General features: G+C 57.3%; 10 protein-coding genes. 4 read left to right on the top strand and 6 right to left on the bottom strand.

Annotation, left to right across the window (positions count from 1 at the left end; genetic code table 11):
- Positions 1-40 precede the first annotated feature (40 nt).
- Genes phnX through LJD29_RS21165 form a run of 4 tightly spaced genes read right to left on the bottom strand, consistent with a single transcriptional unit; the run spans position 41 to position 4,499 of the window.
- Complete coding sequence (gene phnX, locus LJD29_RS21180; protein ID WP_446743570.1) at positions 41-880, bottom strand: phosphonoacetaldehyde hydrolase; 840 nt, start codon at positions 878-880, stop codon at positions 41-43.
- Positions 877-2,028: a TIGR03364 family FAD-dependent oxidoreductase gene (locus tag LJD29_RS21175; RefSeq protein ID WP_446743569.1), complete on the bottom strand. Its 1,152-nt coding sequence runs from the start codon at positions 2,026-2,028 to the stop codon at positions 877-879. Before LJD29_RS21175 ends, phnX begins: the two co-directional genes overlap by 4 nt.
- A gap of 9 nt (positions 2,029-2,037) precedes the next feature.
- Positions 2,038-3,306 carry an MFS transporter gene (locus LJD29_RS21170; protein WP_446743568.1) on the bottom strand — a complete coding sequence of 423 codons (1,269 nt, stop codon included), beginning with the start codon at positions 3,304-3,306 and terminating at the stop codon, positions 2,038-2,040.
- Positions 3,303-4,499: a hypothetical protein gene (locus tag LJD29_RS21165; protein WP_446743567.1), complete on the bottom strand. Its 1,197-nt coding sequence runs from the start codon at positions 4,497-4,499 to the stop codon at positions 3,303-3,305. The genes LJD29_RS21170 and LJD29_RS21165 overlap by 4 nt, the downstream gene beginning before the upstream one ends.
- Positions 4,500-4,812: 313 nt before the next feature.
- Here LJD29_RS21165 and LJD29_RS21160 point away from each other — a divergent pair, with 313 nt between their 5' ends.
- From LJD29_RS21160 to LJD29_RS21145, 4 genes are all read left to right on the top strand, one after another.
- Complete coding sequence (locus LJD29_RS21160; protein ID WP_446743566.1) at positions 4,813-6,159, top strand: MFS transporter; 1,347 nt, start codon at positions 4,813-4,815, stop codon at positions 6,157-6,159.
- Positions 6,156-7,526 carry a (R)-1-hydroxy-2-aminoethylphosphonate ammonia-lyase gene (gene pbfA, locus LJD29_RS21155; RefSeq protein WP_446743565.1) on the top strand — a complete coding sequence of 457 codons (1,371 nt, stop codon included), beginning with the start codon at positions 6,156-6,158 and terminating at the stop codon, positions 7,524-7,526. The genes LJD29_RS21160 and pbfA overlap by 4 nt, the downstream gene beginning before the upstream one ends.
- 304 nt (positions 7,527-7,830) lie before the next feature.
- Positions 7,831-11,370: a TonB-dependent receptor gene (locus LJD29_RS21150; RefSeq protein WP_446743564.1), complete on the top strand. Its 3,540-nt coding sequence runs from the start codon at positions 7,831-7,833 to the stop codon at positions 11,368-11,370.
- A 126-nt stretch (positions 11,371-11,496) separates the two neighbouring features.
- Positions 11,497-14,004 (top strand): phosphocholine-specific phospholipase C, encoded by a 2,508-nt coding sequence (locus LJD29_RS21145; RefSeq protein ID WP_446743563.1) that lies wholly within the window; start codon positions 11,497-11,499, stop codon positions 14,002-14,004.
- A 100-nt stretch (positions 14,005-14,104) separates the two neighbouring features.
- On the opposite strand, the gene LJD29_RS21140 is transcribed toward LJD29_RS21145, so the two are convergent.
- Both LJD29_RS21140 and LJD29_RS21135 read right to left on the bottom strand, forming a co-directional pair.
- Positions 14,105-16,195 (bottom strand): glutaminase family protein, encoded by a 2,091-nt coding sequence (locus LJD29_RS21140; protein ID WP_446743562.1) that lies wholly within the window; start codon positions 16,193-16,195, stop codon positions 14,105-14,107.
- Positions 16,196-16,255: 60 nt separating this feature from the next.
- Entirely contained in the window at positions 16,256-17,221 is a 966-nt protein-coding gene (locus tag LJD29_RS21135) for a family 43 glycosylhydrolase (protein WP_446743561.1), read from the bottom strand.
- Positions 17,222-17,250: the final 29 nt, after the last annotated feature.

Raw genomic sequence — 17,250 nt, 5'->3', positions numbered from 1 at the left:
TCGCCCTTCTGGCAGCGCATCGCGGGTCTTCGAAGCAATGTCAGGAGAGCTCGAGTTGTGCCATCCTGCCTGGTGCGTCCTGATTGATAAGACGGCCTTCGATCTGCTCCAGAAGATGGGTACAGGCGGGAAGGTCTTCCGCGACATAATCGGCGCCGGCTTGCAGGAGTTGTTGCGCAGCCCGGTCGAGGCTGGCTTGTTGGCTGGTGGTGTCGAGCTGAGCCCAGGCGGCAGCATCGAGACCAATCAGGTTGCCGGTTCGCGTGAGCCCGATTGTCCACATGCCGGCGTTCCGGCCCTCTTCGATGTCGCTGACGGTATCGCCGATCTTGACGCATGCCGAGGGCGGATAGATGTCGAGCAGCTGCATGTTGCGATAAAGCATCCATGGTGCGGGGCGGCCTGCCCCCACTTCATCTGGGCAGACCGAAGCGTCGGGTGCATATCCCCGCGCTGCAGCCTCTTCGGCGATGGGCTTGAGCATTTCCCGTGTGTAACCGGTCGTGCTTCCGATGCGGAGGCCCAAAGTACGCCACGTTCCGGTAGCTTCGACTACTCCGTCGATGAGCTCTGAATTGCTGGACAGGATAGCCGGTTGCAGTAGACCGAACTGGGCGTAAAGCGAATCCACATCCTCGGTGGCAGGATTTCTCCCGGCAGCAGAGCGCCATTTGTCTGCGACGCTCGGCAGGGCGAGGATCGCGCGAATATGATCCCGCTTCAGCAGGCCCATATCGCGGCGTGCCTCCTCGGACGTGAGTTCGACGCGGTGGCGGGCAAAAAGCTCCTGAAGGACGATGACCGGCGCGATCGAACCGTGATCGACAGCGGTTCCGGCCCAGTCGAGCATGACGGCACGCAGCCTGGCAAAGGGTTTCATCGTAGTTCCTTTATTGTCGTGGAATGGAAGGTTTCATGAGCGACGCCGAAGCTGAGAGTCATACCCGCACCGCCGAGGCCGGTAACGATCTCGACGTTGTCAGCAGGCTGGAGACGCAAATAGGGTTTTTCCGGGTGCTTGGCATAGACTCCGTACCATCGTTCGCGGATAGAAAGACCGTCAGGCACTCTGACGTAGGTGTCGAGATGGCGCAGAATGAGCCGGTCGATCTCATCGGAATTGAATGGCGTGACAGGTAATCCGTACTGGTGCGAGTCGCCCAGTGTAAGTTCGCCTGCGGTCGTCTGCGAGACCATGGTGTGAATGCCGAAATGGTCGTACTCCGGCGATTCGCGGTGAATGCGGCTGCGCAGGCCAGCGAGTGACGAACAGGCAGCGAAGGAAGGATAAAAGCGAAAGGTAAGGCCACCGGCCAGCGCGGGTCCCAGATTCCAGTTTGCAGACTGCGGCGGGGTGCGCATCATCTGCAGGCGGCAGAAGATAAGACCGCTGTCTGCAAAGAGCTCAGGGTAAAGCAGGTCGACATCTGCGCCGTTGCACACCAGGATGCGGCTGGCGGACCATTCGCCTTGTGTTGTGCTGACGCGCGATGAGTCGATGTTGAGGGCGGTGCAACTCCACTCGAATGAAACTGCGTAGCGCTCAGCGAGATATTTTGCGAGCCTGCTCAGTACCTCGCGTGGGTCGACCATGATTTCGGTCTCGCTCCAGAGTGCGCCAAGCAGGTTATCGGGGCGAAGAGCCGGACTGCAGGCGAGCGCATCGGCACGATCCAGCCAGGAACATTGGTAGCCGAGTGCAGGCGCGAGGGCAGCGAACTCCATACCTACCTGCTGTTCGTCGTCGCGGCAGGCGATATGAAGTGAGCCAGTCTGGCGGCTGGAAATCCCGGCTTCTTCAAGCATCTCGATCCAGAGCCCACGGCTCTTGAGGGCTAATTGCAGCATGGGGCCAGCGGGCTGGCCGATGGGCCACAAAAGACCGAAATTGGCGATCGAAGCACCCAGTGCGGCGGGGCGCCGTTCAAGGACGGCAACGGAATGGCCGGAACGAGCAGCGATCCAGGCATGTGCCAGGCCGATAATGCCCGCACCGATCACCAGAACATCTACATTTCGTGATTTCACACGGCAAGCTTACAGCGGAATGCCGGATAACTTAAGGGCTGAACGGTTAACCGGGGACGGTTTACCGGTTTGGGAGCGTGCTCCGAGGGTGCAGATGACGCCGGATACGATCGCGAAAAAGACGAAAAGGTCGAAAAGCCGGCTCCAGCCATAATGGGCAACGAAGAGGGTGGCCAGTAAGGGCGAGATGGCCTGTCCGATAGAGCCGATGCCGTTGACGAAGCCGATCGAGCGGCCATGAACCTGGGATGGCATGGTGTCAAGGACAGCCATGCCGGACATAAGCAGGTCCGAACCATGAATGAGCATGCCCATGAGCGAGACCGAAACCACCATGCCGAAGGTACCGGTGCCTGCCAGCAATGGGTGCACCAGGCAGACAAATGCAAGCGCGTAGAGCATGATCGCGCCCACTTGCATGTATCGGTCCCTGAACCAGCGTTCGACGATATAGCCGATGGCCACGGGCCCGGCTATGCCAAGAATCTCGAAGGAAGAAGCGATATGAGCTGCTGACCAGCTTGTGTAACCGCCACCCGAGACCAGGTAGCGAGGCAGCCAGAAGAGTAGCGTGTACCGGGTCATTTTGAGGAAGAAATACATGGCGGAGATATAACGGATGTTGCGGTCTCCGAGCACCCGAAACCATCCCTGACTGGAATTGGAATCGCATTCCTTCTGCGTAGCCTCCACCGCCTGCGTTTCAGGCAAGCCGCGGGTGATGAAATAGAAAAGAAGCGCCGCCAGCAATAGAACACCTGCGGAGACCAGGTAGGCCGGCTCAAAGCCGCTATGCGCGGCAACCCCGGTTCGGGCCGTAAGCCACATCGTGAGGGAACTGGCGAGCACGCCGCCGAGAATGTAGCTGATGCTCCACCAGCCCAGGACATGGTCGCGTTCACCGCGCCCAAACCAGCGCCCGAAGAGTTGCAGCAGAGCGGGCCAGCCGAACCCCTGGCCGAAGCCATTGCCGAACTGCAGGAAAAGGATCATGTGCGGTGAAGCAATGGCGAGCAATACGGTGCAAACGATGGAGAGAACGGCACCGGCGAGCGCGACACGGCGGGCACTGAAGCGGTCCGCCAGCTCTCCGCCGACAAATTGCGCGATGGCGTAGGCGATTCCAAAACAGACCAGCTCCGCGGCCATGTGTGAGGCTGTGGGGCCAACTGCCGAGCCTTGATCCTTACGGCAAATGTAATAACCGGCGTATAGCAGCCATGCGCCGGAGTAGAGCCGGCTGGGCCATGCGGCGTTGGAGAAGTTTTCCCGGCTCATTGCGCAACCTCGCTGGTGGTTGGCATCTCGTGGAAAGGCATGCGGACAACCGCCGGTTCGCTTTGAGGCGAGGCAGGAAAGACCGCCTGGGTGACTGTGTAAGGCTGAAAGCTGTCGGCCAGGGAGCTTGGAAAGCCTCGCTGGTCGCATAGTCTGTCGACGAGCATACGGATAGCGCTGTCGTCGACTCCATCGATCCAGATAAGAAGCCGGGGGCCGTTCATGATCGTCAGCAATGCTCCGCGAGTCCCACTGGATTGGGGCAGCTGACGGTCGAGAATGCGGCGGCCTGCAGGCGTGTCCCTGATAACAAAGCGGCTTTCGGAGGCCAAGGTCTTGTCGGGCAGTTCGTAAAGCGAATCGAACTGCCCTGTGTGGCTCTCGGAGGCGCCGATATAAAGGAGCTTTCCGCCGGCTGCCTTGGCAGGGGTGTCAACGAGTATCAGCTGGCGATGAAACTGTCCGGCTAGATCGAAGAGTGGGGCGGCAAAGTTGAGGGCGCGCAAATCTTCTTCGTCACGCGAACCATTGGCTGCGTCTGGGGCGTTGTCACCGGCGAGCGGCGGCTGCAGATACAGTTGCGCTTCGCCGTCAGGAAGAACGTGGTTCCAGAAGAGAAGAAACGAGTGAGACTGGGCAAATTCCGAACGGAGAAAGATCACACACAGAAACAGCGCGACAAGGGCGGGAGCGGCCAGCAGATAAAGAGACAGCGGTTGCGCCGGAACCGATGGAGAGTTCTTTACAGGCAGGCTGGCGATTTCCTGAATGGGCGATGCAACTAAGGAGCTGTAAAAGGTCGGAACGTAGGTTCCCGCCGGCAGTCCAAAACTGTATGCCCCGGTATTTTCCAGGCTCTCGTTGTATGCATTTAGGCGCTTGCGAACATCGTTCGCGCGCACACGCACTCCGGCATCCGTGGTGGTGTCATAGCTTGCGTCGCGGCCGAGCAGTGCCATACCGATGAGCCGTTCCTTGAGTACATCGGTGTCCCCATCGAGGGAGCGAAGGACAATGTGCCGCAGGAACTCACAACTCTTGGGGCTGGTGCGAAACGGAGCGCTTTCGCAGATTGACTGCAGGGTCTCGCGGAGAGACGCACTGTGCTTTGCGAGCTCGGAGCCCGGTATTTCCTGCCTGCCGCCCATTGGCGATGGCGATGCCGGTAACCCGGCCCGATGAGGCGAGGTCATCTCGAAGGTTCCTTCGTTTTAATAACGCCTGAGTGGGGAAGTGAATTGATCCGAAGCAAGAGGCCGCTCAGATCTAGGCGTATGATATGTCGCGCTGTGTTACAGGCGTATAACGGCGATGCTCCTTCCGTGCTGCAATATTGTGTTCATATTCGATTCGCCTCTTCTGCGCCGTAAAGGACCGTTAACTGTTGAAGTATTTGCGGCTTAACCTGCCGAACGTTTCTATGTTCGGCGTCTGCGCCTGAAGCTGGAAGCTGTTGTAATCCGGTCCAGATACATTTGGGGTTTGACCGGCGGGGGAAAAGACTCAGTGGGCAGATCGGTACGGCCAGAAGCGGCAATTTCAGGAAGCCGCGGCCAGCGGAAGATTTTTGCGGTTACATGGCTCACGTACGCCGGGTTTTATCTTTGCCGGAAAAACCTGAGCATTGCTTTGCCGGCCTTGCACAGCGTTTCCGGACTGGGAAGCCTGGAACTGGCTAATATCGTCTTTGGCTATAGCCTGCTCTACGCGCTGGGACAGTTTGGCTGCGGTTTTCTGTCGGACAGGTTCGGCCCGGGCAGAGTGGTGGGAACAGGCCTGGTGCTGATTATCGTCAGCAATCTGCTGATGGGGTTTCACGGCGCTCCTCTCTGGCTACTGATCTTCGCCTGCATCAACGGAGTTGGGCAATCGACCGGGTGGTCAGGCCTTGTCAAGATCATGGCGAGCTGGTTCAGCAGCCGCCAGCGCGGCGTGGTGATGGCCTGGTGGGGAACGAATTATGTCCTGGGCGGATTTCTCGCCACTACCTTTGCCACCTGGGCTGTTTCGCAACACTGGCTCTTTCCAGAACTTGGCTGGCGGCGTGGGTTTCTTCTGCCGGCGGTGGTGCTGGCAGCCGTGGCCGTCGCATTCTTTCTGCTGGTGCGGGACACGCCGGAAACAGCGTCGCCCTCTTCGGATATGCCGGAGATGGCGAGCCCGGCCGCAGAAGGATCGTCCAGCCATTCGGCCTGGAGCGAGGTTCTTGCACTGCTGGGCAATCGTGCCATCTGGCTGATCGGCGCGGCTTATTTCTTTCTTGAGATGTTCCGGTATGCCCTCATGTTCTGGCTGCCGTATTACATGGTCAACCGGTTGCATTTCGGTTTGACCGCGTCAGGTTATCTCTCTTCTTTGTATGAGCTGGTTGGCGTCGCTGGTGCGCTGGCTGCCGGATACATCTCCGACCACTGGATGCAATCCCGGCGCGCACCGATTTCAGCGCTGATGCTGTGCGGATTCAGCCTGGTGATCCTGACGCTGGCGGCTGCGCCGAGCTTGAGCCCATTGGCGGCCGGTATGATCATCTCACTGGCGGGCATGCTGTCGTATGGTCCGGATACGTTGCTTTCCGGCGCTGCCGCGCAGGACATTGGACAGGCTAAAGCTGCGGCGACCGCATCCGGGCTGATCGACGGTATCGGGCATCTGGGGGCATTGATTTCTCCTTACCTGGTGATCTACGTCAGCGAGCACTATGGCTGGAATCGGTTGTTCCTGGTATTCGCCGCCGCGGGATTCGCGGCAGCCGGAACATTGATTCCGCTATGGAACCTCAGGCCGCCGGATGTTGCGGAGACGAGTGAACCGCCGATCGTATCGATGGATGGCGAACTGAGGAGTAATGTATGAACGACCATGAGAACAGAGAGATTGCGCAATCCGAAGGCGATGTAAATCTGTCGACAAAGCGTCTGGCATGGCAAAGCGAACATCTGGATGCGGACACGCACGCATTGCTCGAGGAGGATGCGCGTTTTTTTCTGCACCAGTCGTTATCGTCGCCCTGCCTGAATGTTCTGGAAGCATGTGAAGGCAGTTTCCTGATCGATGTGCAGGGCCGCAAGTACCTTGATTTCCATGGAAACAACGTACATCAGGTCGGGTTCGGAAACCCGAAGGTGAAGGCAGCGGTCGTGGAAGCGATGGATGAGCTGCCATTTTGTACACGCCGTTACACGAACCGCTATGCAATCGGGCTGGCGCGTAAGCTGGCCTCGATCTCGCCGGGGAATCTGAACAAATGCCTGTTCGCGCCGGGGGGCGCCGAGGCCATATCCATGGCAGTCAAGCTCGCTCGTCTGGCGACCGGGCGATTCAAGACTATTTCACTTTGGGATTCGTTTCATGGCGCCACGCTGGATACGATCTCGCTGGGCGGTGAAGCGCTTTTCCGTCGAGGCATGGGGCCGCTCATGCCGGGTGCTGAGCACGTGCCTCCGCCGGAGCCGCAGCGGTGTCCTTTTCGCTGCGGAAAGAGCTGCACGCTGGCGTGTGTGGACTATATCGAATATGTACTTGAACGAGAAGGCGATGTGGCTGCGATTATCGGAGAAACCGTACGCAGCACGGGGACCATTCCGCCGATGGATTATTGGCGGCGCATTCGATCTCTATGCGATCGCTACGGAGCGTTGCTGATACTCGACGAGATCCCGCACGGACTTGGGCGCACGGGCTCGATGTTTACATGCGAACAATATGACGTTGTCCCGGACATGCTGGTGATCGGCAAAGGCCTGGGCGGGGGAATGCTCCCGATGGCAGCGCTGCTCGCACGGGAGGATCTTGATGTGGGCGCAGAGATGGCGCTGGGGCACTTTACCCATGAGAAAAATCCCATCCTGTGCGCCGCGGCCCTTGCCACCATCGAAGTCATCGAATCCGAGGGCTTGTGCGTGCGCGCAGCCGAACTGGGCGCGCGTTTTCTCACGCGGTTGAAAGAACTTGGCGAGCGCTATCCCATCATTCACGATGTCCGAGGCCTCGGCCTTCTCTGTGCAGTGACGCTCCGGCATCCGGATGGCTCGCCCGCTGAGGCAGAGACCGAGCAGATTCTTTATGCGGCGCTCAGCCGGGGACTCAGCTTTAAAACTTCTATGGGAAACACGATCGTGCTCACGCCTCCGCTGACGATTGAGGAAGAACATCTTCGAACTGCGATCGAAATTCTGGAAGCAGCTTTCTCCTCCCTGCAATCAAGTGCGATCAGCCTTTAACAAGGCTTTCATCCCTCCCATGACGATTGTGTGGACTCTCCCTGCTCTCATTCAATTCGGTCTTCGGATCGGGAGCAGGGAAGTTTTGTTGCTCGAGAAAGCTGTCTGCGAGATGAATCCATCACACGGCGAACGTGTATTCCAGCTCTGCTTAACCTGCTGAACGTATCTGTATGCCGCAGAACTGGCTGACACTCAGGCGCAGAAGCGCGAAATTTGGGTGAGGTCAGCAAAGATGAACGTTCATAGGAATTTCAATCGCTGCAGGTACGTCTTTCTTCCCGTATGCCTTTTGCTGAGTCTGATGTCGGTGGTTTTTCCAGCTGCCGCGCAAGCTGTACACGGAGCGATCGTCGGCACGGTGACGGATGGCAATGGCGCCGTGGTGCCCGGTGCCAGTGTGACGCTGACTGACACGGACAAGGGAGTTGTTCGTACGACAACGAGCAGCGGAGTCGGTGACTACCAGTTCCTGGATGCGGACGCGGACCATTACATGGTTGTAGTCGAGGCAAAGGGCTTCGAAAAGTGGTCTACAACCGGACTTCAGCTTGCGACCCTGCAGACCCTGCGTGTCGATGCGAAGCTGGTTGTCGGGAGCGCCCAGGTCACCGTGAATGTAGCCGGAGAAAACACCGGTGCGATCCAGACGGAGACGCCCGCCATCACGACAACCTTTAACTATAACGATGTGATCGATCTTCCGACGAACTTCCGCGCCAGTGCCGCAGGTACGTCAGTTCTTGGCGCGATGTCTGCTATGCCCGGCGTGCAGGCCGATCAGGGCGCTTATTCAGTGGAAGGTAACCTGCCGTTCACATCGGATATGACGGTGGACGGCATCACGAATATCCAGGTCGGGAGCAGCGGTAATCCTGTCCTGTTTCCCAGCGCTGACGATGTAGCTTCGATTCAACTTACAGGCGTATTGGCGCCGGCGGAATTTGGCGACCCTGCTCAGGTATCGGTCACCAGTAAGGCAGGCGCGAATACGCTGCATGGTTCCGGATGGATCTATCACCAGAACTCCGGCATGAACGCCAATACTTTTGGATCCACCATCCGGCCGCATGTTGTGGCTAACACTTTTGGCGGGAAGCTGGGCGGTCCCGTGGTCATTCCTCACCTGTATGACGGACACAACAAGAGCTTCTTCTTTGTCGATTACGAAGGCTTCCGTCTCCCTCAAGACGTGACCATGTCCGCAGTTGTGCCCACGGCGGCGATGAAGCGCGGTGATTTTTCCGGCTACTCCAATCCTTCGGCCACGTACACCGGTCTGACCGATCCGAATACTGGTCAAAGCTGGGGCAACACCATTCCAGCTAATGCCTTAAGCCCCATTGCGCAGAAGTTTCTGCAGTTCTATCCCGATCCCAATACCGCGGCAACGCTGACCGGCGGCGGTACCGTTCCCACGAGCGCCTACGTGAATGGCGAATCAGCGAACTACTACGCGAACGTACCCGAGCCGACGCATTCCAACCAGGTTGATGTGCGTGGTGATAAATACTTCGGCACAAATCAGAAAGTCCTGCTGTGGGGCCGCTACAGTTATTACAACTTTCCGAGCACCAGTGCCTACAACCTCACCTTCGATCCCAGCACGAATGTTTATGATTCCTCAAATCTCGTTACGAGTCTGAGCTGGACGATCAAACCCGACTTGATCAATGTCTTTACTTTCGGTTTTACACGCTGGACCAACGGCGATGCGAATCCGTTCAATGGAATGGCCTTCACGCAGGGACTTGGTCTTACGGCGCTAAATGACCTCTGGTACAACGGCTTCCCGTACCTTTCGTTCACCAACATCAGCTCGCCGCCATCCGGACGACTCAACGATTCCGACATCGACAATACCTATTCGTATAACGAGAGCCTGTCCTGGACGAAAGGGACACATGCCATGAAGTTCGGTGGGGATGTTCGCTCCTACACCTATATCGGAGCAACCGGCATCACCAACGGAGATAATTACGGCAACTTCTATTTCAGCAACGCCGGCAACGCTGTCGGTACCTTTACCGGGGTCGATTTCGCCGACTTCCTGACTGGCGTCCCGAACAACACAACCTACGACACGGCCGAGGGTGATATCGACGGCACTACGGCGGAGTATCACGTATATGCCGAGGATCACTGGCGCGTAACACCGAGATTGTCCGTAGATTACGGCGTGCGCTACGAATACCGCCCGGCCTTCTACGACAAGAATGGCTTCTACGCCAACATGGATTACAGCGTTCCGCAGTCGGCCAGGGTTATTTATCCCACCTTCCCGCAGCCGAACCTTCTGTCAGTAAGCACTCTTCAATCCTCAAACGCCTGCGATGCGGATGGCATTCACACGACCAATGACTCGGTTGTGAATGGCGCACCTTGTATGCCGGTTGTCTCCAATACTGAGGCCGGTTTGCCCAGGGGGTTGCGTTATGTCGACAAGGACCGGATTCTGCCTCGTGTGGGCCTGGCCTATCGCCTGACGGATGATGGCAAATGGGTAGTACGCTCTGGCTTCGGCTTATATAACGTAACAGTCATGGGACAGACCTTCCATTCTCTGACGGGAACGGTTCAGGGCAACTCATCGGCTTATACGAATGCCGTCAATCCCGACACTGGCCAGCCCCTGTTCGAGTGGCCAGCGATCGGCTATGGCTCGGGAACGAGCGGCTGCACCAACTGCTACGGTACGAACGAATTCAATGCCAGCATTGACATTCACTATCACGACGCGGAAACAGCGCAATGGGCATTGACAGTCGAACACGATCTGGGCCGTGGCTACGGAATTCGCGCTACTTATAACGGCTCGCAGACGTCACACCTCAATTTGAAGCAGGATGAAAACACCTTGCCGCTTTCGAAATCGGTTTCGGCTTACAACCAGCCGTTGAGCGCGCGCAGATTCCCGAACTGGGGCGTCCTGATGAATTACGGTTCGCAGGCAACTGCCAGCTACCACGCCCTGGAGATTGAAGCGCAACATCAGATGGCGCAGGGGCTTCAATTCAATTCGACATTCACCTATGCCCGGGCTCTTTCCAACAACACTGGAGCATCTGACACCCAGTACTCGGGCGAGCGCGGGGGCGGCGATTTTGCCTCCTGGGTATTCGACAAGTCACTCGACTACGGCAACACGCCAGGTCCACGTCGCCTGCACTGGCTTACCACTTCGATCTACCAGCTTCCCGTTGGGCGTGGCCGTCAGTTCGGTGCGAATATGCCGCATGCTGTGGATGCCCTCGTTGGGGGCTGGCAGTTGAGCAACATCTTTATCTGGCAGACGGGCGCCTATCTCACGCCCACCTTCGCTGGTGGACAAACCGATCCGTCTGGTACAGGATCGGGACTTGCCACGACTGTAGCGGGTTGGGTTCCCACCGATGCCTCACAGCATCCGGATCGCGTGACGAGCACGAACTGGAAGCCGGAACATCAGGGCCGCTCCGGCTGGATCAACCCGCTGGCGTTCGCCTGCCCCGGCTGGTCAGCCTGGAAACCCGGTGAGGCCTGCAATACAGGCGCTGGCTTCAACCCGAATGGAACACCTGTCTCCACCTATGGTCCGGCTCTTCCTATCGGCCGCTTCGGCAACAGCGGAATCGGCACTGTGCAGGGCCCCGGATATATCCAGCTGAACAGCGGCCTCGCGAAAGTCTTCACGGTCGACGAACGTTTCAAGCTTCGTGTAGAGGCAAGCTTTACCAACGTGACCAATCATACGAACCTGAATGAAAACAACCTCAATCTGAACCTGTCGAGTGCAAGTTTCGGCGTTGTCACGGCGGGCCTCGGCGGCCGTGCCGGTCAGATCGCCGCACGCCTGGACTTTTAGTTCTTCACCGGCAAACCGTTGATCAAGGACGAGTGGGTGAAAATTCACTGCTGTCTTTGTGGGGCTCGCCAAAGGAACCAATCGCGCGAGCCCATTCATATTCAAATTGAGACATAGGATAGGGACATGCAATCACGACGCGATTTTATGAAGCTGGCCTCCCTGCTGGCCGCGGGCGGCTTCGGCCAACAGCTGCTGCCGGCGATAACGCGGGCTGCGTCGATCGATCCAGAACCGCAGTCAACGTATCTGGATGCGGAACACATCGTCATTCTCATGCAGGAAAATCGCTCCTTTGATCACCTCTACGGAACGCTGCGAGGGGTCCGAGGCTACAACGATCCACGTGCGGTGACGTTGCCCAGCGGCGATCCGGTATGGCTGCAGGCGAGCGCCTCGGGGACAGTTCACGCGCCATTCCGTTTCGATATTCGCAACAGCAGCGCAACCTGGCTGGGATCTCTGCCGCACGGATGGGAGAACTCGGATGAAGCGCGTAATGACGGACGCTACGATCGCTGGATCCACGCCAAGGCATCCTCCGAGCCTAAGTACGCAAATCTGCCGTTGACGATGGGCTACTACAACCGCGAAGACCTGCCGTTTTACTATGCGCTGGCGGACGCCTTCACGGTATGCGACCAGAATTTCAGTTCATCGCTTACGGCCACTGAGCCAAACCGGCTCCATATGTGGACGGGAACGGTGCGTGCTGAGCAATCGATCGGATCTTTCGCGTACGTGCGCAACGATGACATGGATTACGACAAGCCACTCGAATGGACGACCTTTCCCGACCGGCTCGAACGGCAGGGGATTTCCTGGCGGATCTATCAGAACGAGTTGAGCCTGCCATCTGGCCTGAGCGAGGACGAGGACAAATGGCTGTCGAATTTCGACGACAATCCATTGGAGTATTTCACGCACTACCATGTGCGATTTGCTCCCTCGCACCGGCGTTGGCTTGCGGAGAAACAAGTCTCGCTAGAGTCCAGACTCAAGCAGCTTGATAGCGAGCCCCACAGCGCAGAGACAGAGAAGCAGGTCGCGGAGACGCGAAAGGAATTGGATAAGGTGCGGCGCGATCTGGACAACTGGACCGATGCTGCCTTTGCTGCACTGCCAGAGCATGAACAAAATCTGCATCGCAAGGCATTCAGCACAAACGAGGGAGATCCGGACTTTCGCACGCTTACGTCATTGCCTTATCGCGGGGATGGGGTAGAGCATTCGATGAAAGTTCCCAAAGGCGACGTGTTCCACGAGTTCCGTCAGGATGTGCAGAACGGAAAGCTGCCGGCTGTTTCATGGATCGTCGCTCCTGAGGCATTTTCCGATCATCCGTCTTCAGCATGGTTCGGCGCTTGGTATGTCTCTGAGGCGCTCGATATTTTGACGCGCAACCCGGAGGTCTGGAAGAAGACCATCTTCATCCTCTGCTATGACGAGAATGATGGTTATTTCGATCACATCCCGCCCTTCGTGCCACCTCAGCCGGGCCGCACAGATACGGGAAAGGTCTCCGCAGGAATCGATCCTTCAGTCGAATATGTTTCCGCGGAGCAGATGGACGCGATCCGGCAGAAAGAGCCGGAGTGGCCTGGAAAACCGGGGCCAATCGGTTTGGGATTTCGCACTCCGCTTGTGGTCGCATCTCCGTGGAGCCGCGGCGGATACGTTTGTTCGCAGGTTTTCGATCACACATCGCTTCTGCAATTCACTGAAGTTTTCCTGAGCCACAAGACGGGTCAGCCCATTCGCGAAACAAACATTAGTGCCTGGCGGCGTACCGTATGCGGCGATTTAACATCTGCGTTCAGGCCATGGGACGGGCAGACTTCACGTTTACCTGAGCCGGTGCAGCGCAATCCATTCCTGACATCGATCGATGCAGCGAAATTCAAGCCGATGCCTGGCGGAATGGAGCCGTTGACTCAGGAAGAGATCCATCATGCACGCATGTCAACGCGAAGCTGTTCGCGATTGCCAAGGCAGGAAGCCGGCGTGAGGCCTGCATCTTCGTTGCCCTACCAGCTGACAGCGAATGGATGCCTCACTGAAGACAAACGCGCATTCAGGATCGAGTTTGCAGCCGGACGTGAGCTTTTCGGTAAGCGAGCGGCTGGCGCGCCGTTCCGCGTATATACGCCTGGACGAGTGCAAATGGCCGGCAAGGATGCATTTGAAACGGGACGCGCATGGGACTATGCCGTCTCTGCCGGAGACAAGGTCACGGATTTATTTCCGCTCAGGCTTTTCGATTCGGAAACCTATCATCTGTGCGTTTACGGTCCGAATGGTTTCTTCCGCGAATTTCATGGAAGCTCCAACGATCCCAAATTGGCCATAAGCCTTCTAAGTACATCTGGAAGATCATCATTAAGGCTTGTGAACGGGGATAGCTCGCAACCGTTGACGGTGACGGTTGAAGATCTGTCCTATGGCAGCAAAGTTCGCACCGTTAAGGTTGGAGCTCAAAGTTCTTCGGACCTCGCCCTCAACCTGGGGCCAAGCTTTGGTTGGTACGATCTGCGAGTGCGTGTCTCTGGCGCTGACAGCTATGAACAACGCTATGCGGGCAAAGAGGAAACCGGCAGCGAAAGCTTCACCGATCCGGCGATGGGGAAGGCATGACCTGACATTCAGCCGACAGGATCAGGTCGGCTGAATGTGCGCAGTGATGCTATTGCGTTCAGGCCCTAAGACAAGCATTCGTAGGAGAATATTTCTGCGACTAATGTGCTCGTAGTGTTCCGGCATCAGAAAGCATCTTCATCGTGAGTCCTCCAACAACGGAACGAGCCTGGAAATGTATCTGCTGGCCGCTGACGGTGTCGTAATAGTCGGTCAGCGGAACACGGGACGTCGATTGATCTGACCACAGCACGAGACGATGAACGAGGTCGTGAAACTGCGCGGGGTCCTTGGTCAGGGTTGCGGTCCAAAGCTGCCAGTCGAGTTTGGTAATCGTCTTACGATTGTCCAGCGGCAATCCATACGGTTTCATCTGTGTCGCATAGAGCTTCCACTCGTCGTCGATTACGCTTCGTGGAAAGAGATGCAGGCCGAGAACTTCATCCCAGGCAAGGTTGTACTTTTGGCTCCAGGTATCCTGTGCTCCAAAAGCCAGCGTGTAATGGTTCCCGCTGCGAGCCATGGTTTGCCACTGTGCCGCCATCCCTTTGGCCGTCTCCCGGAAATGTTTCGCCGCTGAAGCGTCTCCGGTGGCATCCGCAATCTCTGCAAAAGCGCCCAGTGCTTCGATGGCCTTAATGGAGAGATTGGAGTTTCGTGCGAGGTGCCCGGAGAAATCATCCGTGCTGAGCTGATTTGCAGGATCGAGTCCGTTCTTCTCCAGGTACTCGGCCCACGTCTTCAACTGCGGCATGTAGTGCCGGGCAAAATCCCAGTTGTGCTCAGCCCGTCCGAGCGCCGCGACAAGGATCAGCAGATTGCCGCTCTCCTCAACCGGCATCTGGTTGTCTTCGGTTTCTTCGCCCCCTCCGTAAACCTGGCCATTTGCGAGCGGGAAGGTTCCAAGATCATGTGGTGCGAATGGGAAGCGCCAGCGTGGCAGAGCGGCGTATCGAAGCATCGGCTCAAGCTGTGCGTGTAACAGTTGCGGATTGAAGAACAGGAAGAACGGCGAAGACGGATAGGTGACGTCTACGGTATCGATGCAGCCGTTGCTGTCATTCTCCTTGGAGAAGAACATCGGCTGGCCGTCTACATCTGCTACGAGTTTGTGTGCTGCAATCGTCTGCCGAAACGCCAGCGAAATGAGGTAGGCGTAGTCTTCTCCTCCGGATTGAGTCGCCTCGGCGATGATTTCCTTATCCAGTTGGACCCCGCGCTCTTCCAGGGATGGATATTCCTGCTCGGCACGCTGGAGCATCTCTGCTTCACTCATGCCGTTGCGCTGCCAGTATCCGCGGAGCCGGCGTCCCAGGTATTCGATCGAGCCGTTATCTGTGTAGGCGAGCAGGACATGGCGTTCCACCGGTGACGATCCAACGTCACCCAGAGGAAGTTGCACTGCAAGGTGGACTGGGTGTACGCGCCAGTCCGCAGGCTTGGGCATGGTCTGGTCGTCACTATCGGGCAGAACACCCTGAGTAGCAAACGTCGCCATGCTGCTCCAGGCCAGAGCAGTGGACGATGCGACGTTGGCAGGCACACCGAGATGGAAGTATCCCCAATCGATACGGATTCGATCGCCCGATTGATGCAAGATGGCTTGATCGCGCGACCCCACGTTGAGAAGCGTGAGATCTTTCACCCGGGTGCGGCCCCACGTGACCGGCTGCTGGGTATCGTTAATAGCAATCTCCGGCCCGACGTCGAGCAGAAGATCCACCTTGTGGGTTTTGCTGTCCGTTGATTCAGCGCTCCAGGAGAGATAGGTGACAGGGCGGGACATTACATCAAGGTCTTTCGGGAACAATGGTGTGAAGAAGGTGACGTGAAGGCGTATGCCAGCCGCGGAGAAAACATAGCGGGTGTGAAGTGGCGTAACCGTCAGCGACTCCTGCTTCATTGCATCGAGCTCCGGCATCGCAAAGTATTGGCGCGGGCGAACACCCATCCATCGCATCGTCTTTCCATCGATGCGAATCAACCCGGTCATGGGTTGGGGAGTCTCCGACCAATGTTTTGTCGGCCCATCCGTCAACCGGTCAGACATCGACCAGATGCTGAAGTAGGGATCGTTCGCAACCAGAGGGACTGCGGGAGGGCGATGGGCGCTCTGCGCAGAAAGACAGGCAAAGCCAAAGAGCGGCGGGAGAAGGGAGATTCCCGAAAAAAAGAGTTTTATCTTATTCATTTTCATTGCAGGATTCTCCATGCTCTTATCGGCCTGTCGTAGAAAGCTGGCTCATGTTGCTCAGGGCTTGATCGGTCCGTCTTTTTCAGGAATTCCAAAGTCCGGTGTCCCGTCGCTGTTCCATCTGAACTGCTGTGCGCGTATCTCGCGGTTCGCCGAGGTGGGAGCGTCCGTGGATTTGGCTGCATAGAGCAGCCACATGCTGCCATCCTTAGCCGTTGCAAACGTCCCTCGGCCCGGACCGTAGATGGAATTTTGAGGCGCCCATTCGAAAACTGGATGCGGAGTCTTCTGCCAGTTTGCACGGACCAGCGGATCCTTTCCTACCAGCGTCAACAGCCCGAGGCAATAGCGCGGCGATGCCGTATCGCTTGCCGAGAAAACGATGAAGGTTTTGCCATTGTGGTAGAGAGCCGTAGGGCCTTCGTTCACTGGATAGTTCTTTGTCGAGCCCTCGCCCTTTTCCCACGGAGCACTCGGTTCCGCGATCAAAGCGCCCTCTCCACCGAACTTCATCGGTGCTTTGAGCTTCCGAATCCAGATGGCGTTCTCTCCGTTCCCAACCGAAACATACATGAGATAACGGGACTTGCCGATGACGAGGAGTGAAGGATCGATGGATGGAACTCCTGTATCCAGGGCTCCCTGAAAGGTGTACGTACCCAGAACGTCGTTTGTGTCCGATCGAAGTACGTAGATCTTATGCTTCTCTCCAGGCATGCGCGCAGTGAAGTAGACCCACGAGTGTCCGTCCATCTTCCATACAGTCGGGGACCACGTTTGTGTCATGCCATTCGCCGGCGTGTAGATGACATGCGGGTTAGCCGCGGCAGCCGCAGGCGTCATGCCGCTCCAGAGTGTAATCTCGCTATTGGATGCCGTCAGCACATATCGCCCGTCAGGGGTAACAGGTCCGCTGGTGATGAAGGGGTCGGGATGAGGCAGGATGGGATTCGTCTCCTGAGCGTTGGCCGCGAAGATCCCGATCAGTCCCAGAAGGACGAGCGTTGCTTTCTGTCGATTCAAATTTGTCTCCGGGACTGTCTGGTTTCGAG

Origin of the sequence: Silvibacterium acidisoli (assembly GCA_022870745.1) — a bacterium.
GTDB lineage: Bacteria > Acidobacteriota > Terriglobia > Terriglobales > Acidobacteriaceae > Silvibacterium.
This window is presented reverse-complemented; position numbering and strand designations above follow the sequence as displayed.

Bases quoted from the DNA above. Each gene is read 5' to 3' on its own strand.
- LJD29_RS21145 (WP_446743563.1), top strand. From the start codon at position 11,497: ATGCAATCACGACGCGATTTTATGAAGCTGGCCTCCCTGCTGGCCGCG.
- LJD29_RS21150 (WP_446743564.1), top strand. From the start codon at position 7,831: ATGTCGGTGGTTTTTCCAGCTGCCGCGCAAGCTGTACACGGAGCGATC.
- LJD29_RS21165 (WP_446743567.1), bottom strand. From the start codon at position 4,499: ATGACCTCGCCTCATCGGGCCGGGTTACCGGCATCGCCATCGCCAATG.
- phnX (WP_446743570.1), bottom strand. From the start codon at position 880: ATGAAACCCTTTGCCAGGCTGCGTGCCGTCATGCTCGACTGGGCCGGA.
- pbfA (WP_446743565.1), top strand. From the start codon at position 6,156: ATGAACGACCATGAGAACAGAGAGATTGCGCAATCCGAAGGCGATGTA.
- LJD29_RS21170 (WP_446743568.1), bottom strand. From the start codon at position 3,306: ATGAGCCGGGAAAACTTCTCCAACGCCGCATGGCCCAGCCGGCTCTAC.
- LJD29_RS21140 (WP_446743562.1), bottom strand. From the start codon at position 16,195: ATGAATAAGATAAAACTCTTTTTTTCGGGAATCTCCCTTCTCCCGCCG.